22 protein-coding genes are annotated in these 24,929 nt (G+C 45.0%); 13 read left to right on the forward strand and 9 right to left on the reverse strand.

The window, feature by feature from the left end; translation table 11 throughout:
* Positions 1–144: 144 nt before the first annotated feature.
* The 4 genes from ACFS5N_RS08795 to ACFS5N_RS08810 form a co-directional block, all read right to left on the reverse strand.
* Positions 145–2,940, reverse strand: a complete 2,796-nt coding sequence (locus ACFS5N_RS08795; protein WP_377184365.1) for a T9SS type B sorting domain-containing protein — start codon at positions 2,938–2,940, stop codon at positions 145–147.
* An 80-nt stretch (positions 2,941–3,020) separates the two neighbouring features.
* Complete coding sequence (locus tag ACFS5N_RS08800) at positions 3,021–3,845, reverse strand: N-acetylmuramoyl-L-alanine amidase family protein (protein WP_377184367.1); 825 nt, start codon at positions 3,843–3,845, stop codon at positions 3,021–3,023.
* Between the two features lie 18 nt (positions 3,846–3,863).
* A complete protein-coding gene (locus ACFS5N_RS08805) occupies positions 3,864–4,289 on the reverse strand; it encodes a Fur family transcriptional regulator (RefSeq protein ID WP_377184369.1) in 426 nt (141 codons plus the stop codon).
* A gap of 90 nt (positions 4,290–4,379) precedes the next feature.
* The gene (locus tag ACFS5N_RS08810; RefSeq protein ID WP_377184371.1) at positions 4,380–4,814 is read right to left on the reverse strand and encodes a MerC domain-containing protein; all 435 of its coding nucleotides are present in this window, start codon (positions 4,812–4,814) and stop codon (positions 4,380–4,382) included.
* Between the two features lie 242 nt (positions 4,815–5,056).
* Between ACFS5N_RS08810 and ACFS5N_RS08815 the strand changes: the two genes are divergently transcribed.
* On the forward strand, positions 5,057–5,476 hold the full coding sequence (locus ACFS5N_RS08815; RefSeq protein WP_377184373.1) for a response regulator: 420 nt from the start codon (positions 5,057–5,059) through the stop codon (positions 5,474–5,476).
* Positions 5,477–5,668: 192 nt separating this feature from the next.
* On the opposite strand, the gene ACFS5N_RS08820 is transcribed toward ACFS5N_RS08815, so the two are convergent.
* Positions 5,669–6,439 carry an MBL fold metallo-hydrolase gene (locus ACFS5N_RS08820; RefSeq protein ID WP_377184376.1) on the reverse strand — a complete coding sequence of 257 codons (771 nt, stop codon included), beginning with the start codon at positions 6,437–6,439 and terminating at the stop codon, positions 5,669–5,671.
* A gap of 187 nt (positions 6,440–6,626) precedes the next feature.
* Between ACFS5N_RS08820 and recJ the strand changes: the two genes are divergently transcribed.
* The 5 genes from recJ (at position 6,627) to ACFS5N_RS08845 (ending at position 11,780) form a co-directional block, all read left to right on the forward strand.
* On the forward strand, positions 6,627–8,327 hold the full coding sequence (gene recJ / locus ACFS5N_RS08825) for a single-stranded-DNA-specific exonuclease RecJ (protein ID WP_377184378.1): 1,701 nt from the start codon (positions 6,627–6,629) through the stop codon (positions 8,325–8,327).
* Positions 8,328–8,403: 76 nt separating this feature from the next.
* Complete coding sequence (gene lptB, locus ACFS5N_RS08830; protein WP_377184381.1) at positions 8,404–9,162, forward strand: LPS export ABC transporter ATP-binding protein; 759 nt, start codon at positions 8,404–8,406, stop codon at positions 9,160–9,162.
* A gap of 16 nt (positions 9,163–9,178) precedes the next feature.
* Positions 9,179–10,699 carry a GH3 auxin-responsive promoter family protein gene (locus ACFS5N_RS08835; protein ID WP_377184383.1) on the forward strand — a complete coding sequence of 507 codons (1,521 nt, stop codon included), beginning with the start codon at positions 9,179–9,181 and terminating at the stop codon, positions 10,697–10,699.
* Between the two features lie 11 nt (positions 10,700–10,710).
* Positions 10,711–11,304 carry a hypothetical protein gene (locus tag ACFS5N_RS08840; RefSeq protein ID WP_377184385.1) on the forward strand — a complete coding sequence of 198 codons (594 nt, stop codon included), beginning with the start codon at positions 10,711–10,713 and terminating at the stop codon, positions 11,302–11,304.
* A gap of 224 nt (positions 11,305–11,528) precedes the next feature.
* The gene (locus tag ACFS5N_RS08845; protein WP_377184388.1) at positions 11,529–11,780 is read left to right on the forward strand and encodes a hypothetical protein; all 252 of its coding nucleotides are present in this window, start codon (positions 11,529–11,531) and stop codon (positions 11,778–11,780) included.
* Here the strand turns inward: ACFS5N_RS08845 and recO are convergent, their stop codons facing one another.
* The 3 genes from recO to ACFS5N_RS08860 form a co-directional block, all read right to left on the reverse strand.
* A complete protein-coding gene (gene recO / locus ACFS5N_RS08850; RefSeq protein WP_377184391.1) occupies positions 11,781–12,506 on the reverse strand; it encodes a DNA repair protein RecO in 726 nt (241 codons plus the stop codon).
* Complete coding sequence (locus tag ACFS5N_RS08855; protein ID WP_377184394.1) at positions 12,496–12,861, reverse strand: diacylglycerol kinase; 366 nt, start codon at positions 12,859–12,861, stop codon at positions 12,496–12,498. Before ACFS5N_RS08855 ends, recO begins: the two co-directional genes overlap by 11 nt.
* Positions 12,862–12,987: 126 nt before the next feature.
* Positions 12,988–14,889, reverse strand: coding sequence for a hypothetical protein (locus tag ACFS5N_RS08860; RefSeq protein WP_377184396.1), 1,902 nt, complete (start codon positions 14,887–14,889; stop codon positions 12,988–12,990).
* Positions 14,890–15,171: 282 nt separating this feature from the next.
* On the opposite strand from ACFS5N_RS08860, the gene ileS reads away from it, so the two are divergent.
* The 7 genes from ileS to ACFS5N_RS08895 all read left to right on the forward strand — a co-directional run bounded on the left by ileS (position 15,172) and on the right by ACFS5N_RS08895 (position 22,467).
* Positions 15,172–18,555 (forward strand): isoleucine--tRNA ligase, encoded by a 3,384-nt coding sequence (gene ileS / locus ACFS5N_RS08865; protein WP_377184398.1) that lies wholly within the window; start codon positions 15,172–15,174, stop codon positions 18,553–18,555.
* Positions 18,556–18,939, forward strand: a complete 384-nt coding sequence (locus tag ACFS5N_RS08870; RefSeq protein ID WP_345105510.1) for a TraR/DksA family transcriptional regulator — start codon at positions 18,556–18,558, stop codon at positions 18,937–18,939.
* Complete coding sequence (locus tag ACFS5N_RS08875) at positions 18,940–19,545, forward strand: lipoprotein signal peptidase (protein ID WP_377184401.1); 606 nt, start codon at positions 18,940–18,942, stop codon at positions 19,543–19,545.
* Positions 19,546–20,249: 704 nt separating this feature from the next.
* Positions 20,250–20,396: a hypothetical protein gene (locus ACFS5N_RS08880; protein WP_377184403.1), complete on the forward strand. Its 147-nt coding sequence runs from the start codon at positions 20,250–20,252 to the stop codon at positions 20,394–20,396.
* A gap of 61 nt (positions 20,397–20,457) precedes the next feature.
* Positions 20,458–21,765: an ammonium transporter gene (locus ACFS5N_RS08885; RefSeq protein ID WP_377184405.1), complete on the forward strand. Its 1,308-nt coding sequence runs from the start codon at positions 20,458–20,460 to the stop codon at positions 21,763–21,765.
* A gap of 91 nt (positions 21,766–21,856) precedes the next feature.
* Entirely contained in the window at positions 21,857–22,018 is a 162-nt protein-coding gene (locus ACFS5N_RS08890) for a hypothetical protein (protein ID WP_377184407.1), read from the forward strand.
* Between the two features lie 86 nt (positions 22,019–22,104).
* Positions 22,105–22,467 (forward strand): hypothetical protein, encoded by a 363-nt coding sequence (locus tag ACFS5N_RS08895; RefSeq protein ID WP_377184409.1) that lies wholly within the window; start codon positions 22,105–22,107, stop codon positions 22,465–22,467.
* A 567-nt stretch (positions 22,468–23,034) separates the two neighbouring features.
* Here ACFS5N_RS08895 and ACFS5N_RS08900 read toward each other — a convergent pair.
* Positions 23,035–24,885 carry a DUF6600 domain-containing protein gene (locus ACFS5N_RS08900; protein WP_377184411.1) on the reverse strand — a complete coding sequence of 617 codons (1,851 nt, stop codon included), beginning with the start codon at positions 24,883–24,885 and terminating at the stop codon, positions 23,035–23,037.
* Positions 24,886–24,929 lie beyond the last annotated feature (44 nt).

The following is a 24,929-nucleotide window of genomic DNA, read 5'->3' on the forward strand; positions in this document are numbered from 1 at the left end:
TAAAACGCATGTTAACACTATCGTTAATTTTCGTGGCTGATTTAACTAATTTTAACATATAAATTTTGCACACCTTGCGCAGTAATTAACAATTCTGTTAATTCAGTTAATTTCGTTGCGATTTTCATAATCAAATCATAAAGGCTACCTGACTATAGCCACATAGCCGGTTACTTTAGGCTTATGCTGATCAAGATCAATGATATAATAATAGGTTCCGACAGGCAACTCCTTTCCGTTGTCAGTGCCGTCCCAGGGCTTGATATACCCTTTAGAAAAATAAAGCCGCATGCCATACCTGTTATAAACTGTTACTGTACTATTTGGATAGGTATTTAATCCGGCTATAATCCACAGATCGTTTATACCATCACCATTAGGTGTAAACGTATTAGGCGCAATAATTTGCAGGGGCGGCAAAATAGTTTCAGTAATGGAGTTGCTGGTAACAGGTACCGTACATTGTACCGACGAACTGGCGATACAAATTACCGCATCGCCATTATTTAAGGCAGTTGTTGTAAAACTATTGCTGTTGCTACCCGAATTTTTACCATTTACCTGCCATTGGTAACTTATGGAGCCTGTCATATTTGAAACTACGGCTGTAAAAGTTACTGCCGTGCCTGCATAGACATTATTACCTGATGCCTGGACCATAACCGAAGCATTGATGTTGGCAGGCGGCAAAATATTAACTGTAATTGGCGATGATGTTGACGGTGTCGCGCAAAACCTGCTTACGGCATCAGTAGCGGTGCAGGTTATTTTATCGCCGTCGTTAAAGTTATTGGCGGTATAGGTGCTATCATTTGTACCGACATTAATTCCGTTAACCTGCCATTGATAGTTAACACTGGTTATGTTGTTGGTAGTTTTGGCCACAAATTTGATATTTGCGCCCTGGCAAACAGGCGGAACTGGTATTTGCGTAACGCTGGTAGCAAGATTAATGATGGGTGTTACTGCAATAGGCAAGGTAGCTGATGACGCACTTACCGGGCAACTGGTATTATTAGTAACTATACATGTTACAACATCCCCGTTGTTTACCGCCGATATGTACTGATAATTGTTGGTTCCTACATTGTTATTGTTTACCTGCCATTGATAGCTTGGATTGATAAGATTGGCAAGGTTATGGACATTGGCTGTAAAAGTAACCGCCGTGCTTTCACAAATATTATTTGGTGTACTACTTACATTAAAGGAAGGCACTTCATCTGTAACGATATGGAGAACCTGCGTTACCGGGGCGGCAGCAGTATAAAACCCACCCGCCGCCTGATTGGCCGTTATTTGCGCCGTGCCCGCTTTTAGGATATGAACCATGCCGGTAGCCGACACCGTTGCTACCGACGGATCACTACTGGCATAGGTTATAGGTATATTAGAAAGTGGTATACCGTAGCCGGGGTCTTTGCTGGTTACGTTAAGTTCAAAATCACTGGAACAAGGTGTTCTGTCGACTAAGGCCGGAAAATTGAGTGTTTGACCTATCGTGATAGTAAGTGTGCCGGTTACAGGTTGCGCCGGGCTATAAACCGCATTGCCGGCCTGGTTGGCTGTAATCTTAACAACACCACCGTTGTGAATTTCAATTTTGCCATCAGCTGTAATTGATGCAATTGACGGATCGCTGCTGGTATAAGTTATAGGTGTTTGTGTATTGGTGCTGGTAGCACCCGGATCAAGTAAATTGCCCACCAGGTTATTGGTGTTAAACGGAGGCATGGTTATTATGGACGGTTGCTGACCATCATCAATCACCTCTAAATTTATTGTTGTGATACTGACACCTATAGCGTTATAGGCGGTAATACTGTAATCTGTGAGTGGCGATGTTTCGGTTGGGGTGCCGCTAATTATCCCGGTCTTGCTGTCAAAAGTTAACCCCGTAGGTAAGGCTTTATCAATGGTGTATCCACCAATTGATATTTTTAAAACACTATTGTCGCCTGTAGTTACATAAATGTTGCCTAAGCCATCTATAGCTAAGCCAACAGGGCCGGTAATAGCACCTTCCAGTGTCGTATTTGCACCAATAGTTGGCGAGAACTTTTTTACAGCATTGCTGCTTTGATCTGAAATAAAAATATAGCCTGACGCATCTACCCTTAATTCGCAAATAGCACCCATACCGAAAGCAACTACACCAATGGTACCGTTTACAGATACTTTTTTGATTTTTCCGGTGGCTTGCTCGCTTACATACAAATTACCGCCGGCATCTATATCTACACCCGTTGGCGCAGCAATACCAGAGGCTACTGTTGTCACCACTCCAGCGGGCGCTATTTTTCGAATGCAGTCGTTCCCCTTATCGGCCACATAAACGTTTCCTGCTGCATCAATGGTTAACCCGCAAGGGATTTTAAAACTAGCCGAAGCACTTGGCCCGTCAGCATATCCCGCAATGCCACTTCCTGCCAAGGTGCTCACTACGCCCGTCGGGGTAATTTTTCTGATGATATTACTACCCTGATCTGAAATATAAATGTTCCCTGCAGCGTCTCTTAAAAGAGCGCCGGGTTGATTGAAGGTCGCTACGTTACCAGGACCATCAGTTGATCCGGCAGCTCCTGTACCGGCAAAAACAGAGCTAGCACCTGTTGCCAAATCAACTTTGTATATTTTATTATAACTCTGGTCACTAACATATAATAAGCCATTTGCGGCGTCAACTGCTACTCCTCCGGTTACGCCGGGAGTAGTAGCAACGGTAATAACTTCATTGTTAGCTACAGGTATAGGCCCGCCGGTATTAACAGGTTGCAAGGGTACTATGGTATAATGGAGCTTGTAAGTTTGAGGAGTTGAATAACTAACGTTAGGAGCCTGGGCAAATGCAGAAAAAGAAATTAACTGTGATATTACCCAAAGAATTATAATAATCCCCGGGATTGTTTTAAAGGTTATGGTTAAGCAACTACTCCGCATCTTACTATGCACATAAGCCAGGTAAATTAAAGATAATAAAAATGAGTTGTAGTTGGCCCTTTAATAACAAAGATATCTTACTAACCGCCAGTTTTAACCTTATACCGTTTCAGCGCTTTAATAATCACCTGCACAATTTCATTCTGCCCCTCTTCTGAGGTCAGGTAATCCTCGTCAGTGGGGTTATTGATAAAGCCGGTCTCTATCATCACCGCAGGCATAGCGCTGTGGGCCAGCACCAGGATGCCCTGCTCTTTTACGCCGATGGTTGTGCGGCCTTTGTCTTTAAACTCCTCGTTCAGCAAATCGCCAAAAAATATACTGTGCTGGCGATATTTCTGCATATAGGCGTTCATTAATATGCGATTAACCGGGTCGTTTTCGTCGTAGCTCTGGTATCTGGTTTTGTAGTCTTTTTCCTGGTAAATAGCCGAGTTTTCGCGAATGGCCTCCAACTGCTCCTTTACCCTGTGAAAACCATAAACCAGCATCATAGTACCTTTTTGCTTATGGTCGCTGTAGCCCGTACCCTCGGGCGATGAATTGCAGTGGATAGAGATAAACAAATTACCATGATGCTCATTAGCTATTTCAGAACGCGTATTCAAAGGAATAAAAGTATCGTCGGCACGTGTCATTACGGTATGAACGCCCGGCATTTGATCTTGTATGGCAGCCCTTAGTTTTTTAGCGATTTGTAAAGCGACGGTTTTCTCGTTAGAATGCAAACCATGCGTACCCGGGTCTTTGCCACCATGGCCGGCATCAATTACTACGGTTTTAAAGCGGTAGCCGCTGGTGGCCGCACTATCTTGAGGACTGGTAAACGAACAAAGTGAGAAAACTAACGACAGCAAAAAGCTATTCAGAGCAATAAGCGGTAAGTGGGTAAAAGTTTTGTTCATTCAACCAATAGCAAGATGTTATTTATTAGCACATTTTGGGCATAGCCCGGTTGCGCTAAAACTTAGTTTTTCTAATTTAAAGCCCGCCGGTAAAACAATAGGCGGCATATCCATCTCGTCTAAACAATACACGTTTTTGCAATTAGTACAGTTAAAATGCAGGTGCTCATCGTGGTGATAGTGCTCATCGCAGTCTGACGAGCAAATGGCATAGTTAGCCGTACCATTTAAGTCGAACACTTTATGGATAATGCCTTTTTCTTCAAACGCATTTAAAATACGATACAGCGTAACGCGGTCGACATCGGCGATCACGCTTTCCAGATCAGGCTGCGAGGTTGCAGTTTTTTTATTCACCAAAAGCTCAAGCACCCTTAACCGGGCCTCAGTACGTTTAAGCTGATGCCTTTTTAAGAGATGTTCAAAATGTTGATTATGCCTCATTTAAAGAATTACTTTACAAAATTACTAAGATTTAGCGAATTTGTTTTACAATTTAATAAGCTTTAAACCCGGTTTAAAGCATTTACCAGGCTAGCTACGCTTAGTATGATGACGATGGGGTAAATGGAGAAAATGATGATCGCCGGCTTTGCAGCTACCCACATATTTAAAATTTACAAAATGCGCCGCGGCAATTGTCAGCCCTCCAAGCGGCACTACTACCGCCTCTATCCATCCCCTTAAATAAATGTGCCCTAACACAACAGCAGCAAAACCTGCTACTAACATTAATAACGGCAAAGTGCGCCTGTGCGTACGCACATACGATAAAAGAATGGACATCACCCCCAGCAGCAATGCCAGCCCAATCATAGTCCACTCAAATAGCGGTGTAGCCAGGAAACCGATACCCGCCAGCGGCAAAAAAGTGAGTATAACGGGCACTACAGCGCAATGGATTGCACAAAGTGTAGAGGCCGTGATGCCAATATGATCTAATTTTGAGCCAAGCTTTTTTGAAGTCATCACTGCAAATATAGTCAGATGCAACAAAATTGCATTTTATTTTTTTAAATATTATACTAGGCTGACACTATATTTCTCTAAAGGCAATCAAACTGCTTTTTTATTATTTTATTAATATTTAGGCTAATGTTTGTCTAAAAATACTTGTATATTCATGTGAAATAAAACACTTTTGCTTTTTGCGATGTTTACAACATACAGGAATATAACCTTTTGAAATTTTAGCCGTATAAGCTCTACATATGAACACTGAAAGCAAACCAGTAAGCATTTTATTAGTTGACGACGATGAGATAAATAATTTCATCTCTATTAAACTAATAAAAAAAGCTGTTGACAACACTGCCATATCCGCCTGCTTAAACGGGAGGTTTGCTATTGATGAGCTGCTAAATATTCAAAAACACGACCCATCATTGCTGCCCGACTTTATCTTGCTGGATATCAATATGCCTATTATGAATGGCTGGGAATTTTTGGACGAATACAAACGGCTGAACATTGATCCCGAAGGCAAAAGCAAAATTTATATCATCTCGTCGTCGGTTTTTAGTAACGATATTAACAAAGCCCGCTCATACCCGCTGGTCAAGAACTTTATTTCAAAACCCCTGAGCGTAGAGAAGATTAAAGAAATGTTTGAAGCTAACGCAGCCAATTGATTAGCTAATGCAATATAAAAAGAAACGAGCGATGGGTTTGAAACTCATCGCTCGTTTCTTTTTTAAAAATTGCCATTCTGACCGTAGTGAAAACCTATTCTCTTGAACGAAGTGAAAAATCTTATACCAGCGACATGAACGGCGGCATAAGATCCTTCGCTGCCGCTCAGGATGACAATCGGGAAAATAAACTTACGCTGGTGTAATCAAAAAATGATCCCCATTATAGCTAATGTTTCCAACCGCGGTCGACTTAGCATGATAAAACAGGCAGGTCCACCCCTCATCGGCAGCTATTTTGCCGTAGTGGTCACGCAATTCCATAGCTTTTTGCGGGTCGAAATCGTACTTGGCTTTAAAACGGCGGATCAACTGCTCAGGCTCGGGCAATTCATCGCCACCAAAAAACACTTTATTCTCGCCGTCTTCCAGCCAAAAAACCTGGTGATACTGACAATGCCCGCCTGAAAGCTCATAACGAATGCCCGGTTTAAAATCCCCGGTGCCCTCTACATAAGTAATATGCGCCGAGCGTTGCAACGTTTCAAATATCTCTTTATGGTATGATGATGATTTACCGCTGAAAGCCGTCTCCCACTCCCCTCGTTGTATCACGTGCTCGGCCGCCGGGAAACTTGGCTCGAGTTTGCCATTACGCTCAACTACCAAACCTCCGGAGTGATCATAGTGCAGATGAGACATAAGCACCAGGGTAACATCCTCCGGGTCAAAACCTGCGTTGCGGATGTGCTGGTGCAATATCAGCTCGTCGCGCGTGTCTTTATAGCCCAGGCCGCAATCCAGCACGATCAGGTCTGTAGCCGTTTGAATCAAAAACGGGTTAACATGTATGAATAATGACCCCGGCCTTTCACGAAAGTTATGGATCTGAGGATCAAATGGAATAAATTTCTTAGTTGCATCTACCGAATAAGAGCCCTCACCTAATGCGAAAATTTTCATGTCAAATGTGCGAATGTGTAAATATGCAGATGCCCAAATGCTTTGTGGATGCGCAGATGTATGAAGATGTGCAGATTATTTTTACTCTTGCAGGTAACTCTATCATTATCTTAATCAACAATCTGCACATTTGCACATCTGCATATATGCACATTCACTATATTTACTCGTTATAAGCTGCAAAGATATGAATAAACGATGGGCGATAAGGGATGTTCCGGCAATTGATGAAATAAACCAATTAGCCACCGATCTCAATATTGACCCCGTTCTAAGCACTTTACTCATACAGCGCGGGGTTAAAACCTTTGAGCAGGCCCGCCATTTTTTCAGACCCGACGAGCGCCATCTGCACGACCCATTCCTGATGCAGGATATGGAGAAAGCTATTGAACGCATTGAAACAGCCATCGCCACAGGCGAAAAAATGATGATTTATGGCGACTATGACGTGGACGGAACCACCGCCGTGGCTGTGGTTTACAGCTTCTTTAAAAATCACCATGGCAATATCGAGTATTACATACCCGACCGCTATAAAGAAGGTTATGGCATATCTACTCAGGGCATTGACTATGCCGCCGCCAATGGCTTTACCTTAATTATCGCGCTCGACTGCGGCATCAAATCAGTAGATAAAATAGCTTATGCCAACGAGCTGGGCATAGATTTTATAATTTGCGATCACCACACGCCGGGCGATGTATTGCCAGAGGCAGTTGCCGTGCTCGACCCCAAACGTAAAGACTGCGGCTATCCGTTTAAAGAACTTTCAGGTTGTGGCATTGGCTTTAAACTGGCCCAGGCTTATGCCGAAAAAAATGGCTTGCCCTTTGAAGACGTCGCTAAATATTATGACCTGGTTGCCGTTAGCGTGGCCTGCGATATCGTACCTATTGTGGGCGAAAACCGTACGCTGGCTTACTTTGGGTTACAAAAACTGAATACCGACCCTTGCATCGGGCTTAAAACCCTGATGGGCGTTGCGGGTAAAAATATCAGCTATACGATATCAGACATTGTCTTTTTACTTGGTCCGCGGATTAACGCAGCCGGGCGCATCGACGATGCCAAGCATGCGGTTGAGCTTTTAATATCCTGCGATGAAAGCGCAGCTCAAACCAAAGGCGAACTCATCAACGTGCATAATACAGAACGCAAAGGCCACGATTTGCAGATCACCGACGAAGCTTTGGGCATGATCTCAGAAAGCCAGGTAATGATCGACCGTAAATCGACAGTAGTATTTAATGAAAACTGGCACAAGGGCGTTATTGGCATTGTCGCTTCACGATTAACAGAAAAATATTATCGCCCGACTGTTGTGCTTACCCGTTCAAATGGGCATGTGGCCGGTTCAGCGCGCTCGGTTTTGGGATATGACCTGTATGAGGCTTTATGCGGATGCAGTGACTTGCTGATACAATTCGGCGGGCACAAATATGCCGCAGGTTTAACCATGCAACCCGAAAACGTAGCGGCTTTTATAGATAAGTTTGAGGAGGTAGTGAGCTCGACCATTACTGCCGAACAATTGGTGCAGCAAATACAAATTGACGCAGAATTGCGTTTAGATCAGATTGAGTCGAAATTTTTCAGAATTCTGAACCAGTTTGCACCATTCGGGCCAGAAAATATGGCCCCTGTGTTCCTGACTAAAAATGTATACGTTTGTGGCACGCCTGTACTGGTTGGCCAAAACCACATAAAAATGACGGTGATGCAGCCGGGCTCGGCCATGTTTGATTGCATTGCCTTTGGCCAGGGCGAACAACTGTCGCAAATTAAAAAGGATGAACCTTTTGACATTTGCTACGCTATTGAAGAAAATGTATGGCGCGACAAACGTTCCATTCAGTTGAATATAAAGGGAATAAAAACGCTTTAAGTTTTACGTTATACGTTCAAGGCGTTTATTAATCATAATCAAAAAACACATATAACGTAATACGTACAACCAAAAAATGAATCTACGGGCAGAGCATTTAGTAAAAAAATACAAACAGCGTACTGTTGTTAACGATGTATCGTTTGATGTATCGCAGGGCGAAATTGTGGGTTTGCTTGGGCCTAACGGCGCGGGTAAAACCACATCGTTTTATATGATAGTGGGTTTGATAAAACCTAACGAGGGCAAGATCTTTCTCGATGATGAAGAAATCACTACCGATCCCATGTATCGTCGCGCACAAAAAGGTATCGGTTACCTGGCTCAGGAAGCTTCGGTTTTTCGTAAGCTAACCGTTGAGGATAACATCAAGGCCATACTGGAAATGGGCAAGATGAGTAAAGAACAGCAGGAAGAAAAGCTGGAAACCCTGATAGACGAGTTTAGCCTGCATAAAGTGCGCCGCAACCGCGGCGACCTACTGTCGGGTGGTGAGCGTCGCCGTACCGAGATTGCCCGCGCTTTGGCCGCCGAGCCTAATTTTATTTTGCTGGACGAACCTTTTGCGGGTGTAGACCCAATTGCCGTTGAGGAGATACAAGCCATGGTGGCTAAATTGCGTCACCGCAACATCGGTATTTTAATTACCGACCACAACGTGCAGGAAACCCTTTCTATCACAGATAGGGCTTATTTGTTGTTTGAAGGCAAAATATTGAAATCGGGCGTGCCCGAGGTGCTGGCTGAAGATGAACTGGTGCGTAAAGTATACCTGGGTGCCAACTTTGTTTTAAAAAGAAAAACATTCTCGGCCACAGGCGAGAAACAGTCTTAGTAAATACCGGCTGCGTATGACAATTTTTAACTCCGTTTTTACCTGGTTCATGAAAAAGCGTATCCATCAGATAGAACTTTTTATGAAGTACCCTAATGAGGTGCAGGAAGAATGGTTCGAACAATTGATATCATGCTCAGAAAACACCGAGTGGGGTAAAAAATACGGCTATAAAAGCATCACCACACTTAACGAGTTTAAAGAACGCGTCCCTATACAAACTTACGATACGCTTAAGCCTTACATTGAACGCATGCTCAAAGGCGAGCAAAATGTGCTGTGGCCTTCAGAAATCCGATGGTTTGCCAAATCGTCCGGCACGACTAACGACCGTAGCAAGTTCATCCCCGTAAGTGAAGAAGCCCTGGAAGAATGCCACTTTAAAGGCGGCAAGGACCTGCTTACCATCTACTTCAACAATCGCCCGGATGCACGTATGTTTACCGGAAAGATACTTACCATTGGAGGCAGCCACCAGATAAGCCAGTTAAGCCCGGATACTTCATTTGGCGATTTGTCGGCCGTGATTATGAAGAACCTGCCGCTGTGGGCCGAATTTCATCGCACACCTCATCTGGACATTGCCTTACTGGAGAATTTTGAGGAAAAGATTGAGAAGATGGCTCATGCCACTAAAGATGTAAACGTTACCAGCCTAAGCGGAGTACCTACCTGGAACCTGGTGCTTTGCAAGCGCATCCTCGAAATCACCGGAAAAAACAACCTGTTAGAAGTTTGGCCAAACCTGGAGATGTACTTTCATGGCGCGGTAAATTTCAGTCCCTATCGCGACCAATTTAAAAAACTGATACCGAGCGATGACATGTATTACCTGGAAAACTATAACGCCTCTGAAGGGTTCTTCGGCATACAGGATACTGTTGAGCCGGGCGAAATGCTTTTGATGCTGGATTATGGCATTTTCTACGAGTTTTTACCGGTAGAGAATTTGCACGATGAAAATCCGCAGACACTGACATTAGATGAAGTGGAGATTGGCAAAAACTACGCACTGGTTATCAGCACCAATGCCGGCTTATGGCGGTATTTAATTGGCGACACCATTCGCTTTACTTCGTTGGCACCTTATCGCATACAAATAACCGGCCGTACCAAACATTTTATTAATGCCTTTGGCGAAGAAGTAATTATAGACAATGCTGAACGCGCCCTCGAAGAAGCCTGCAACCAAACAGGGGCTGTAATTCGGGATTATACCGCCGCTCCTGTTTACTTTAGCAGCGATGAATGCGGCGCGCACGAATGGCTCATAGAGTTTGAACAAAGCCCTAATGAATTTGAGCGCTTTATAGACATACTGGACGAAACCCTGCGCCGCATAAACTCAGATTACGACGCTAAACGATTTAAAGATATGGCGTTACGCCGGCCCGTTGTACGAAAACTACCGGATGGCACGTTCTTTAGCTGGATGAAGGAGAAAGGCAAGCTGGGCGGCCAAAATAAAGTGCCGCGGCTAGCTAATAACCGCGAGTATGTTGATTCCATCTTAAAGGTGGCTGAATTAGTTAGCTAATACACCCTTATATGAAAAACCTGTTCATGATTATTTTATCGGTCACCTTGCTGATAAATTACACCTTTGCGCAACACGCCGTAGTTCAGCAGTTCAAAGCTAACGCATTGCTTAGCGATAACCCTATTACGTCGGTCAAAAATTATGACATGATGATAGCTTGCCGGGCTTACGATAACATCGCACATAAATTAATATTTAATGTACTGCTGTTAAAAGGCGGGCACTGGCAAAAAATGACGGGCAGTATGCCCGTAGCAAACGTGCCGCTATCGGTCGACGAGCCTTCATTAAAACCCCTTGAAACTACCGATGCACAGGCAGACGCTATGATAACCTCATTGGCGGCGGCACACCTTTTTACTGTCCCTGACGATAACAGCGGGCTACCCAAATGCAACGAAACCGAAGAAGCGAAAAACGGCAACCGAGACGTTGTAGATCATTCTATTGAAGATGGCCCCGAATACCGTATCTGGATAGCTACGCCTAAAAAAGTAAGATATTTATATTATTACGCCCCCGAGTTTTTTGCCCAGTTTTGCGCGGATAACAAAGAGCGGGAAGATGTGGTGAAGATTGTGCGCTTGTTTAGGAACTGGTAAATAAAAAAGGGTGTCATGCTGAGGCTCTCGAAGCATGAGGGCAAAGGCCTGGAAATGGGTTCATTCCCTGCGCTCACCCTTCGAGAGCCTCAAGGTGACACCCCTTACTTTAATTTTAGTCCGGATTGCAATCCGGACTTTATTTCAGGGGATTTGCAATCCCCAAAGGCCAAATCCAAAAAACATCGGCCCGGTTACGGTGTTATTAAATAAAAACACATACCATGATTGAGCCTAAAGACACCAAACCCGCAGCAAACGACGGTAAATATCAATTTGAAATAAACTATTCAGGCAGAGATCTTAACTGCGACGTAGTGAAGGAGCATGACATGTTGCATGTCACTATTGACGAAAACCTGAGCGCCGACTTAAAGATTAATAGCGACAACACCCTTACTCAAACCGGCGGCGCACAACTACCCGATTCATCTATCGAATTTATCAAAAAGAAAGTGCTTGGGCTGAACGCTTAATCAGCTCAGCACTTCTTCCAGAATTTCATGCGAGCGGATATTGCCGAAACCCTCAACGTGCAGTGCATAATATTCCAATATTTTTCCCAAAAGATAACGCCGGTCTTCATTACCAAACTTTAGGCCGGGCAGGTTCTCAAAATTGCAAGCCAGCAACCGGCTAAAATTCTGCGTATGCGGCGGCGAAAGGTAAAGCAATCCTTCAGGCTTATACCGCTTAAACACCCCGTCTTTCAAATCAAAATAATCAGCTGTGTCATAAAGATACTTATCCGGATAAAAACCCAGGTAGCGCGTAAGCTGCGTCAAAAAAAGCAGGTGAAAATTGGCCAGGCCTGCGCCTTGGTGATCTAACCACTCAATTGCGCTGAACACAAAATCAAACAAATGCGGGTCCTCCGTTTGCTGGCGAATGGATTTATACAGCACCTCGTTCAAAAATATAGCCATGCTGCTTTTGATCACGTCGTAAGGTATGCTTTGTAAAACCGGCGAAGTTTTCAGTTCCGAAATTCGCTGAACCCCACCCGTACCCTTATGGTAAACTACCAGATCAAGCAAATGCAGCGGCTGTAACATATTGCGGCTAATTTTTGCCTTCGGCTTTTTCACCCCATTTATGATGTATGATTGAAGGCCCAGCTTTTCAGTAAATATCTGAACGATGACGCTGCTTTCGCCATAGTCGGTAGTTTTTAAAACAATGCCCCGGGTTTTATGCAGCATGAATAAGCAACATTATTTTAGGTACAAAAATCACTGCACCGGTAAGCAGTGCAAACAAAGCAGCTACCAAAACCGCAGCTGCACCCATATCCTTCACATGGCCGGCTGTTTTGTTCCATTCTGGCGATACCAGGTTGGTTAAAAACTCCAGCGCGGTATTGAGCAGCTCGGCCATCAATACCAGGGCAATACAAAAGCCAATCCACAGCCATTCGCCGGTAGCAATGTGCAGGGCATAACCGGCGTATACGGCTACCAACGCCGCCACCAGGTGCACCCTGAAATTGAGCTGTGTTTTTGCGGCATGCGCCAGTCCGTTAAAGGCATAGCCAAAACCCCGGATGAATTTTTTCATTGATCAAATTTAGGGAAAAGAAAATGAACCGCGTGCTTGTAAAACGAGGAGACGCGAAGCATCGCGTCTCTACAAATACCGATAACGTAGAGACGCAATATGTTGCGTCTCAAACCGAGCGACAGGCTAATTAATCACCTGCACAATCGAATAAACATCCAAGCCCGGCACCGCAAATTTTATCTTGCCAGCCGCATAAGTAAAGGGCAATTTCTTACCATCCGGCTGCAGTATAACAGCTTTTGGCCTTTTGCCTGTAGCCAGCGTTACGCTAATTGGCGTAGTGATGGCAGGCAGATTAAACTTCAAAGTATTATCGGCATTGGTATCAAAATGGTCGCCCACGTTTACCAGGTGCAACATCAGATTGTTATCTTTTTTGTTGAGGGTGATATGAACTTTACTATCACTGTTAACCTCAACCTTTGGTTGTGGGAAAAGCTCTTGAACCACTTGATTTACTGCGGCACGCAAATTTTCATCGCGGGTGTTCAGGTATCTTAAAGAAATACCGCTCATGGCAAAGGTATCTGTGATACAGGCTATAGCGCCTTTACCATAATTTTGCTTGCTGATGGATAAACCCGCATTGCTTTTAACCGGCAAAGCGCCCTGTAGATATTTGCCAAACAAATGATTATCGCCAATAGCCAGCACCTTGCCGCCATCGCGTACGTATTGTTCAATCTCGGCAATAAACTCAGGCTGCAACTGGCGCCATTCGGTGATCACCAATAGGGGGTATTGCGCTAAATTGTTTTTAAGATGATGCTCCTGCAAAACCTGTACACTGTATTTTGAATCGAGCAGCAGCTCTAAAGTGCCCTTGACATTGTTATTGCCCCCCTGCGCATTCTCAAATACGCCCGGCGACTCATTATAGTGCCCAAAAGCAGACAACAGCAAAGCTACCTGCGGTACGGGCGTTGAGTTGTAAGTATAGATCTTACGATCATGGCAAAATTTAGAAACCTCGGTCAGCATCGGCACGGTTTCCATAGGCAAAGAGGCATCCCGATGCTGCGGGGTATAGATCTGGTAGCCACCGCCCTGCGACAATACCAAGGCAGCTTTTTGGTCAAGGTGGCGGGCACTTTTCCAATAAAAACCTTTACCATTTTTATCGCTCATAAAGCCCCAGCACATCAAGTCCCAGGGCTTACCCTGCGGAGCCAGTACGCGCGACTCAAAATCAACATCGGCCACGGCATCGCTTGTAAAATCGCCCGACAGATAATCAACCGGCGCATCTACCTTGCCCGGCATAAATGAAGAAAACGACCAGTTGCTGGTGACGATCAGGTTAGGGTTAAACTTATGCACTGCATTGATATAATGCGTTAAATACTGATGAAATGCCCGGCGGGTAAACTGCACATAGTCGAGATAACCATCATCTTTGCGGCGGTGCGGGATATCTGTTTTTCCCGTCGCCCGGGTATAGGCGGCTATGGCCGCGTCCGAGTAATCGGGCTGCAAGGCCCAGCATTCGCCGTCAACCCAAACCCCATTAATGTGGTATTTGCTGCTCAGCTCATTAATCTGCGGAATAAAATAATCAGCAGCATAATTCCCAAAGATTGAGGTTGCACCCTTATCCTTATCGCCACCACCGTTGATGCGCGCCCAGTCGGGATGGTCTTTGACGGCTTGCGCATCCAATATGCCTGAAAAATGAGAGAATAACCCTATGCCCCTTTTGGCTGTTTCCTCGCGGAAAAGCTTAAGCGGATCGAGCAAAATATCCGGCGCAGCCACGCCAACTTTGGTTGGGTAACTTGAAATACCGGGATGGCCCTTGGTGTCTACCTGTATATAGTCGGGATGCACCTTATCCAGCATGAAATCAACATCTTCTGCCTTTAATGTCTTACCGATGCCGCGGGTGTCCGGGTTGGCATGAAAATCAAAATGCACGCCGAAAAAGCGGTCGGTAACTTTGAAATTATTGGCAGTTTGAGCCGTGGCTACGCACGGCGCAAGGATTGCTAAAACGAGTATGTAAAGGGTTATCGGGTGTTTCATCATAGGTTGGTTAGATTTTGTGGCGATGGTAAATTTAGGGAAAAGTGAGGAGATTGGATTAACAAGTCTGCGTATAGTACGCTTATACTAACGGGTGTCACCCTGAGGCTCTCGAAGGGTGAGCGCGGGCCTTTGCCCTCATGCTTCGAGAGCCTCAGCATGACACCACCGGAGAATCGTTCAATACACCGTTTCCCCTGTGTCACAAAATCGCCTTATCATGCACATTTTTCATTCTAAAATACCTATTTTTGCAACCTCTAAAATTTAAGGGGTAAAAGATTAATGTACAAGGAATACAAGCAGTTAAATTTATCGCAGACGGGTAAAGACATCCTGGAGTTTTGGAAGCAGAATAACATCTTTGAAAAAAGCATCAGCAGTCGCCCTGCCAGCAAACCATATACATTTTATGAAGGCCCGCCAAGCGCCAACGGCATGCCGGGCATTCACCACGTAATGGCGCGTGCCATTAAAGACATTTTTTGCCGTTACAAAACCCTTAAAGGTTTCCAGGTAAAACGTAAAGGCGGCTGGGATACCCACGGCTTGCCTATTGAGCTGGCTGTTGAGAAAGCCCTGGGCATCACCAAGGACGATATCGGCAAAAAAATATCTGTTAAAGATTATAACGACGCTTGCCGCAAAGAGGTAATGCGCTATACCGATATCTGGAACGACCTGACCGAAAAAATGGGCTATTGGGTCGACCTGGAAAACCCATACATTACTTACAAAAACGAATATATCGAGTCGCTTTGGTGGATATTAAAGCAGTTGTATGATAAGGACTTATTGTATAAAGGTTATACTATTCAGCCCTACTCGCCAAAATCGGGCACCGGCCTGAGCTCGCACGAGCTTAACCAGCCCGGCACCTATAAAATGGTGAAGGATACCACCATCACCGCGCAATTTAAAGTTAAGCGCGATGATAAATCGGCATTTTTGTTTGATAACATTGATACCGATCTGTTCATCCTGGCCTGGACGACTACCCCCTGGACCTTACCATCTAATAGCGCTTTAGCTGTTGGCGAGAAGATTCAATACGTAAAGATTGCCACCTTTAACCCATACACTTACGAGCCAATCAGCGTTATTTTGGCGAAAGATTTGGTTGGTAAACTGTTTAAAGCCGATGGCCAGGGTGCATCATTTGCCGATTACAAAGGCGGCGACAAGGTCATCCCATGGGAAATAAAGGACACTTACACTGGTGCTCAGTTAGTTGGCGTTAATTACGAGCAACTGTTGCCTTACGTAACCAACGACGATCTGGCCGCAAATGGTTTCCGCGTTATCCCGGGTGATTTTGTGACTACCGAGGATGGTACTGGTATCGTTCATATTGCCCCTACTTTTGGTGGCGATGACTTTAGAGTAGCCAAAGAGGCCGGCGTACCTGCCGTTTTAGTGAAAGACGAGAATGGCAAAGATGTTCCGCTGGTTGACCGTCAGGGCCGCTTTGTAAATGAGGTGACCGACTTTGCCGGCCGCTATGTGAAAGAAGAATATTACACCGCCGAAGAACGCGCCGTATCGGATTTTAAACCGACCGACGTATTGATCTCGATCAAACTAAAAACCGAGAACAAAGCTTTCGACGTTAAGAAATACGAACACAGTTACCCGCACTCATGGCGCAGTGATGAGCCAATTTTATACTATCCGTTGGATAGCTGGTTCATCCGCACCACTGCCTTGAAGGATAAAATGGTGGAGCTGAACAAAACCATCAACTGGAAACCAGAGTCGACCGGTACCGGCCGTTTTGGTAACTGGCTGGAGAATCTGGTGGACTGGAACCTGTCGCGCTCACGCTACTGGGGCACCCCGCTACCTATCTGGCGCGACGAGGATGGTAAAGAGGAGCTTTGCATCGGTTCAATTGCTGAACTGAACAAAGAGATCGAAAAAGCAATCGCCGCAGGTTTGATGCCTCAGGGTTTTGTGTTGGAAGATATGCACCGCCCTTATGTAGACGATGTGGTGCTGGTATCATCAACCGGCAAACCCATGTACCGCGAGCCTGACCTGATTGACGTTTGGTTTGACAGCGGCGCTATGCCTTACGCACAATGGCACTTCCCTTTTGAAAATAAGGAAGAGTTTGCCAACGCCTACCCGGCCGATTTCATTGCCGAGGGTGTAGACCAAACGCGTGGCTGGTTCTTTACGCTGCACGCTATAGCCGTAATGCTGAGCGAAACCAGCGATGAGATTAAAGCCGTGAACGAAAAGGTTGGCAACAAAGGCATATCGTTTAAAAACGTCATCTCGAACGGTTTGGTGCTTGATAAAAACGGCAACAAAATGTCGAAACGTTTGGGCAATGGTGTCGATCCGTTTGAAACCATTGAGCAGTTTGGCGCCGATGCCCCACGCTGGTACATGATCAGCAACGCTGCGCCTTGGGACAACCTGAAATTTAATGTAGATGGCATTGATGAGGTTCGCCGTAAATTTTTCGGCACCTTGTATAACACCTACACTTTCTTTGTGATGTATGCCAACATCGACAAGTTTACCTACAGTGAGCCGGATATTCCGATCCAGGATCGGCCGGAAATTGACCGCTGGATCATATCGTTACTAAACACCCTGAGCAAAGAGGTCGACGCGTTTTATGCGGATTTTGAGCCTACCAAGGCGGCCCGCGCTATCCAGGATTTTGTGGACGTGAACCTAAGTAACTGGTTTGTCCGTTTAAGCCGCCGCCGCTTCTGGAAATCAGATGACTCAGAAGATAAATTGTCGGCGTACCAAACGCTGTATACCTGTTTAACTACCATCGCGAAGCTGATGTCGCCTATTGCGCCATTCTTTGCCGAGCGTTTGTATACCGACCTTAACAGCATCACTCAAAAAGAACCGTTTGAATCGGTTCACCTGGCTAACTTCCCGGACTATACCGCCGCCTTGGTGAATGAGGCGCTGGAAGAACGGATGCAATTGGCGCAGGATATATCGTCACTGGTATTATCGCTGCGTAAAAAGGTGGGCATCAACGTGCGCCAGCCATTGAGCAAAATTTTATTACCTATTCTGGATAAAGAATTTGAGCAACAGGTTGACCAGGTGAAGGAACTGATCCTGTCTGAAACCAACATTAAAGATATCGAATACATTACCGATACGGCCGGTTTCATCAAGAAGAAGATCAAACCAAACTTTAAGGCCCTGGGCGCTAAAGTGGGTAAGGATATGAAAACGGTTGCAGATGTGATCAACAATTTCACGCAAGAGCAAATTGCACAACTGGAAGACGAAGGTTCAATATCGATACTTGACGATAAATATACTATATTGACCAGCGACGTTGAGATCATCGCCGAGGACGTTCCGGGATGGCAGGTTGCAAATTTAGGAAAACTAACCGTGGCTTTAGATGTTACCATAACCGACGAATTAAAGGAGGAAGGAATATCACGCGAGTTAATTAACCGCATACAAAATCTACGCAAAAACAATGGCTTTGAAGTTACCGACAGGATAACTGTAAGACTATCAGATAGTAAAACTATAAGCCGCGCGCTCAATAACAATTTATCCTATATTTGCGCCGAAATTTTGGCCGATAGTATAGACATTGATAATCAGCTAAATGAGGGTGAAACCACCACAATTGATGATAATGAAATAATTATTGCTATAAAAAAAGTTTAAATGAAAGTAGAAAACGAAAAAACCAGATATAGCGACTCTGAGTTAAAAGAATTTAAAGAATTATTGTTAGACAAATTAAACAGTGCTAAAGAAGAATTGAACGCTTTAGCCTCGTCGCTAAGTGCTCCAAATGCTAACGGTACTGATGATACAGCCGGTACTTACAAAACGCTTGAAGACGGTTCTGCAACTTTAGAGAAAGAGCAGATTAACCAGTTAGCTGCCCGTCAAAAAAAGTTTATTGAACAATTAGAAGCTGCTTTGGTACGCATTGAAAATAAAACGTATGGCATATGCCGCGAAACCGGTAAACTGATTCCTAAAGAACGTTTACGCGCTGTGCCGCACACTACCCTTACTATGGAGGCTAAATTAAAGCAATAAATGAAGGCTGTTTACATAAAACCTTTTTTAACTGCTTTATTAATAATAATTGCCGATCAGGCTATCAAACTTTGGGTACATGCACATATGTACCAGGGCCAGGAAATTAAATTTCTGGGCGAACGCGGTATGCTGCATTATACTGAAAACAACGGCATGGCTTTTGGCATGGAGCTAGGTGGCGACTGGGGTAAGCTTGCCCTTACGCTATTTCGCATTTTAGCCGTTGTTGGTATTGGTTATGGCATCACCTACCTTATCAAACACAAATACCACCGTGGTTTGATCATGAACGGCGCACTGATACTGGCCGGCGCAGTAGGTAATATTATCGACTCTACTTTTTATGGGGTGATATTTCATTATGCGCCTTTATTGCATGGCCGCGTGATTGACATGTTCTATTTCCCGCTAATATCCGGCGATTTTCCAAAATGGTTCCCTATTTGGGGTGGCGAGGATTTTGTGTTCTTCCGCCCGGTGTTCAACCTGGCCGATGCTTCTATATCAGTAGGCGTTATTCTGATACTGATATTCCAGAAACACTATTTTAAACAAGAAATACCCGAGCCGGCAGCTCCAAATAGCGAGATGGTAGAAGAATAATTTGAAGTTTATTTCTTGTAGATATAAAAAGCCGTCCCCAAACTATTGGGACGGCTTTTTCGTTTCACCATTCCCGATTTGTCATGCTGAGGAACGAAGCATCTGCCGTTAAGCATACTTCGCTATCGCTAGCATGACAAAATTATAATGGCGAAAGGAGCTCGACCAGTGCGATTCCCTCCCAAGGGAGTGTCAGGGAGGGGTTCATATGATATTGTCGGCGAACCCCTCCCTGCCGTTACGCATAGCCAACCGCACCCCTCCCAGGGGAGGGAATTGAATAGATTCTGAATGATATCGTATTGCTAAGAAATGTAAATTTCCAACAATGGCGTGATAAATGATTTATTTTCTTGCAAATCCTATCTTTTACCACCGATAATTAATATTTAATTCCAGTTATTCGGCAATAACCCAACTATTATTAAAACAAGTCCAACTATTGCCCAATTAAACATCAAAAAACTATAATTATTTAAAATTACGTTGGCCAAATTTGAATAAATACACCTTAAAAATCAATAATTATCAATATTTGGTTATTATTTTATCAATTTATATAGGATTTTTAAATAGTATTATTAATTTAGCAAAAGCAATCGATCAAATCATAGCGTTCTTTATAGATTTTTTAACGTTTTGTTAGATTTTTTGAGCAAAAACTCAAAAACCATCCAACTAAATTTTACTTAACCTGATAAACTATGATTTTTCAAAACTTCCTTCAAAAACCCTTAACCGGGGTGTTATCTGGCGCATCAGCACAGGTACACGTAAATCCATTTGGACATTTTATTGCATTGGCGCCTAATGCCGGCGAGAGCCGCAACCCCTTTTTGCTGCGCGCCTAAGTCCTGAATTTCGCAATCAACACTCACTTATAAACTAATCAAACACGTAACAATTTTTATTATGAAAAAATTTGTACCCTTTGGAATCCTCATTATTGTAGTCATCCTGGCGTTTGCCTTTCCCGGCGCCAGCGCAGCAAGCCCGGCCGCAACCACTTATAACGGCGCTGACATTGCCTGGATGCTTATCTCTACCGCATTGGTATTATTAATGACGCCTGGCCTGGCCTTCTTTTACGGCGGTATGGTTAGCAAAAAGAACGTTATCTCAACCATGCTGCAAAGCTTCGTATGTATGGGCCTGATCACCATTATTTGGGTGGTATTTGGCTTTAGCTTAGCGTTTGGTAAAGACGTTGGCGGCGCTGGTATCATTGGTAACCCGGGCTCGTTCTTTATGATGCAAAACACACTGGGTGTAGCCTGGCTGGGCGGCACCATACCAGTGATTTTGTTTGCCATGTTTCAGTTAAAGTTTGCGGTGATTACCCCGGCGTTAATCACCGGTGCATTTGCAGAGCGTATCCGCTTTAACTCCTACCTCATTTTCATTACACTGTTCATCATATTTATCTATGCACCATTAGCTCATGCCACCTGGCACCCTGAAGGCATTTTCTTCAAAATGGGCGTGCTTGACTTTGCCGGTGGTACCGTAGTACACATGTCGGCCGGCTGGGCGGCTTTGGCATCGGCCCTATACCTTAAAAAACGTAATGAAATCCCTGAGTCGCACGTACCGGCTCGTATCAGCTACGTTATTCTGGGCACAGGTTTATTATGGTTCGGTTGGTTTGGTTTCAATGCAGGTTCGGCATTGGGCGCAAACGAGCTGGCGGCTACTGCTTTGGGTACAACTACTACAGCATCGGCAGCGGCGGCAATGGCCTGGGTATTCTTTGATATATTAAGAGGTAAAAAACCATCGGCACTGGGCGCTTGTATCGGCGCGGTTGTGGGCCTGGTAGCTATTACACCAGCTGCAGGTTTTGTTACTGTCGGCCAATCGCTGATTGTAGGTATAGTTGCCGCGGTGGTGAGTAATCTGGTAGTGATCTGGAGAAGCAAAACCGAAATTGATGATACACTGGACGTATTCCCTTGTCACGGTGTTGGCGGTATGATGGGTATGTTGCTAACCGGTATTTTCGCTACAAAAAGCGTTAATAGTGCAGGCGCTAACGGTTTGTTTTTTGGCGAAACCAGCCTGTTTGTAAAACACCTGATAGCCTTGGTTGCGGTATCAGCTTTTGCCTTTGTTGGCTCATTCGTTCTTTTAAAAGTAACCGATATGATAAGCACCCTGCGTGTAACACCTGAAGAAGAAACGGCAGGTCTGGACATCAGCCAGCACGACGAGGAGCTGTAATCATTTATTTCTCACAGTCCGGCTGTGAAGCGACACTTGCAGCCGGACTTGTTAATCCCCCTTAAAACCGAATAACGAAAAAGGAGGATCAATGAGTTTAGCGATACTTGAAATTACAGCCCTGTTAGGCTTTTTGATACTGGCGGCCAAAGGGCCATCAACCAAAAAGAAATTAAAATACCGCCGGCCTGACAAGGCCAAAATAAGCGCCCAATATGTTGTAAACAAAGACGGCGAGATTGAAGAATATTAAACAAACAATGAAAAAAAGAAGATTATTGGGCAAACAACAAATAGTTTTCTTACATTTAACTTATTAGATGTTAACATTATCGTTTAATGAGATTTGACTTAAAACATATCTTAAAGCTATCTGGGCTGATGTTACTTTGCTGCGCTTTCTTTTGCGCCAAGGCAGCACCGGTTCCGGCTGCTGTAAACGATAATAATGCCAAAGTCATCAAGCTGCATTCGGCTAATAACCAGCCGGCTACTCCGCTTATTAAGTTTAACCTTATAGCCGGCAATCAGGAATTTATTCGCCAGGTTCATAAAACTAACAGCCCGGTTTTTACAGCTTATCTGGCTACGCCAACTACCAATACCTGCATCAGGTATTTCAATTATTTCTCAGGATATAACAACCACAGATATACGCTTCAAAACGCAGACTTTCTGTTTCCTTTCCATGTCTTTTGGTAGCAGCCAAAGGGTTTCTGTTAGTTTATTTTGAATTGTTTTTGATGTCATTTAGCCCAAATGGGATAAGTGCATTATGCAACTGACGGATTACCCCCATCAATCATCACCAATTGCTTTGTAAGCAAGCGGTTACGGCACCCGATAATTTTTAATCAAGCCTTCTCGATAGTCTTTATTGGGCCAGCCTTACAAGCACACATTTCGATTTGATTGATTGCTACAACAAAACGCTAACATACGTGCACATTTTGTAAACGCTGACCCTTCACCGATGCTGAATCAAAACCACCGGTTAATAAAGATTTTACCATAGCAGGATAAGGCTGGTCCTAAGGGGGGACCGGCCTTTATTAAAAGTTATAATTAAAACTGTAAACCAGCTTAATTTACATAAAAAATTTGAACTATTACTGAATACGGCGCCTCACCGGCGCACGGTGCCCTGCACTACCTGATAAGTTATTAAAAACCTTAATCGTTTGTTGTTGATCGGTTAAATGTGAGAGCCCGCCACCTGTTAATTCAGGAGCGGGCTTTTTTCACATTATCAAATTTATATTACCGCCATTAGCGGCCGCCAGGCGGGCGCCTGTGTTGTTGCTGTTGTTGCTGCTGCTGCTGTTGTTTTTGCTGCTCGGCCTGTTGCTGTGCCTGGCGTTGCGCAGCCTGCTGAGCCGCCTGTTGTTGTCTTTGCTGCTCGGCCTGTTGTTGTGCCTGGCGTTGCGCAGCCTGCTGGGCCGCTTGCTGTTGCCTTTGCTGCTCGGCCTGTTGTTGTGCCTGACGTTGTGCAGCCTGCTGAGCCGCCTGTTGTTGTCTTTGCTGCTCGGCCTGTTGCTGTGCCTGGCGTTGCGCAGCCTGCTGGGCCGCTTGCTGTTGCCTTTGCTGCTCGGCCTGTTGTTGTGCCTGACGTTGTGCAGCCTGCTGAGCCGCCTGTTGTTGTCTTTGCTGCTCGGCCTGTTGCTGTGCCTGGCGTTGCTCAAATTGTGCCTGGCGTTGTTGTTGGGCTTGCTGCTGTTGCGCGGCCTGTTGTTGTTGCACGGCCTGCTGTTGTCGTTGCTGTTCAAACTGTGCGCGGCGCTGTTGCTCAGCTTGTTGTTGAGCTGCTTGTTGCTGCTGGGTTTGCTGTTGCTGCACGGGCTGTTGTTGTCTTTGACGATCAAACTGCGCACGACGCTGTTGTTGAGCTTGCTGTTGGTTAGCCTGTTGTTGCGCGGCTTGTTCCTGCGTAGCCTGTTGTTGTTGTACCGCCTGCTGCTGTATAGCTTGTTGCTGTTGGTTGGCCGCATTGTTTTGCCCGCGTTGAGGCGCTATATTAGGCCTGTTTTCAGGACGGCCGCGATACGGTGTTTGTTGCTGGCCATTATTGTTTTGTTGTACAGGTTGTGTGGTGTTGGTATTACCACGAGCCGGGATAGCGTTACCTTGTTGTGCCGGAGCGGGTGTAACACTTGGCTGCGGACGGCGCCCTTGCGACGGCATCGCCTGCTGGCCACCTTGCTGCACAGGTTGATTATCTGAGCGTACTATACCTCGGTTGGCATTTTGGTTACGCGCACGCTGCGCCAGCTTCTCAGCATTATCCCGGCTAAAAGTTAAGCTACCAGCCCCACGGGCTATACGCTCTGTTGGGTTTTGTTGACGGTAAGTTTGAGCATCAACCACCAATTGCGGTTTGGCCATAGGCGATTTACTGATACGCGGCCTGAAAATACTTACAGTTCTTGAACCCACAGTGATACCTCCCGGCCGGTTGGCATCGGTAACTCTGTAAACTGTTGGGCGATGATGTGTGTATCTTTCAATATCTGAGGCGCGCGGACCGCCTATGTAACTACGACCGTTGCGTACAAACACGTTGTTAATTATACGCGTACGTTTAATATAAGTAACTGCGCGATAACGGGGCACATAATAGTTGTATAACGATGGGCTGTACATATATGCCGCCGGCGCAAATGCCCAATAAGCATCATAATTGCCGCTGCCGAATGACATGTTGAAATCAATATCAGGCGATAGCGGCGCCCAGCCATAGTAGCCGCCGCCAGAGCGCCAGCTTACCCAGGCCGGAGCCCATTCATAACCCGGTATCCATTCCCAACCGTAGTAATCGTCAAAACGCCATTGGCCGTAGTGAAAGGTTGCCCATCCCCATGGGTAGTCTGAAACCCAAGTGTTACCATACTCTGTCATTACCCAATAGCCTGCGGTTTGGTATGGCCTGAAGTCTTCATCAACATCGGGCAACCAAACATCCCCATAGGTATTGTCATATACCCAGGTGCCGTAAGGCGATAGCGCGTCGTAAAAATCCTGCTCGGTAATAGCTTCGTCCTGCGCCAAACTTGTGCGTGGGGCCGCAACCACCAGTATCATAACCAGTAAGCTTATTCCCCATATTTTATTTAAAATTCTCATAATCAATTATATTTAACGCTGTGTAGGTTTGGTTTTAGTATTTA

The organism is Mucilaginibacter ximonensis, from assembly GCF_042686265.1.
Classification (GTDB): domain Bacteria; phylum Bacteroidota; class Bacteroidia; order Sphingobacteriales; family Sphingobacteriaceae; genus Mucilaginibacter; species Mucilaginibacter ximonensis.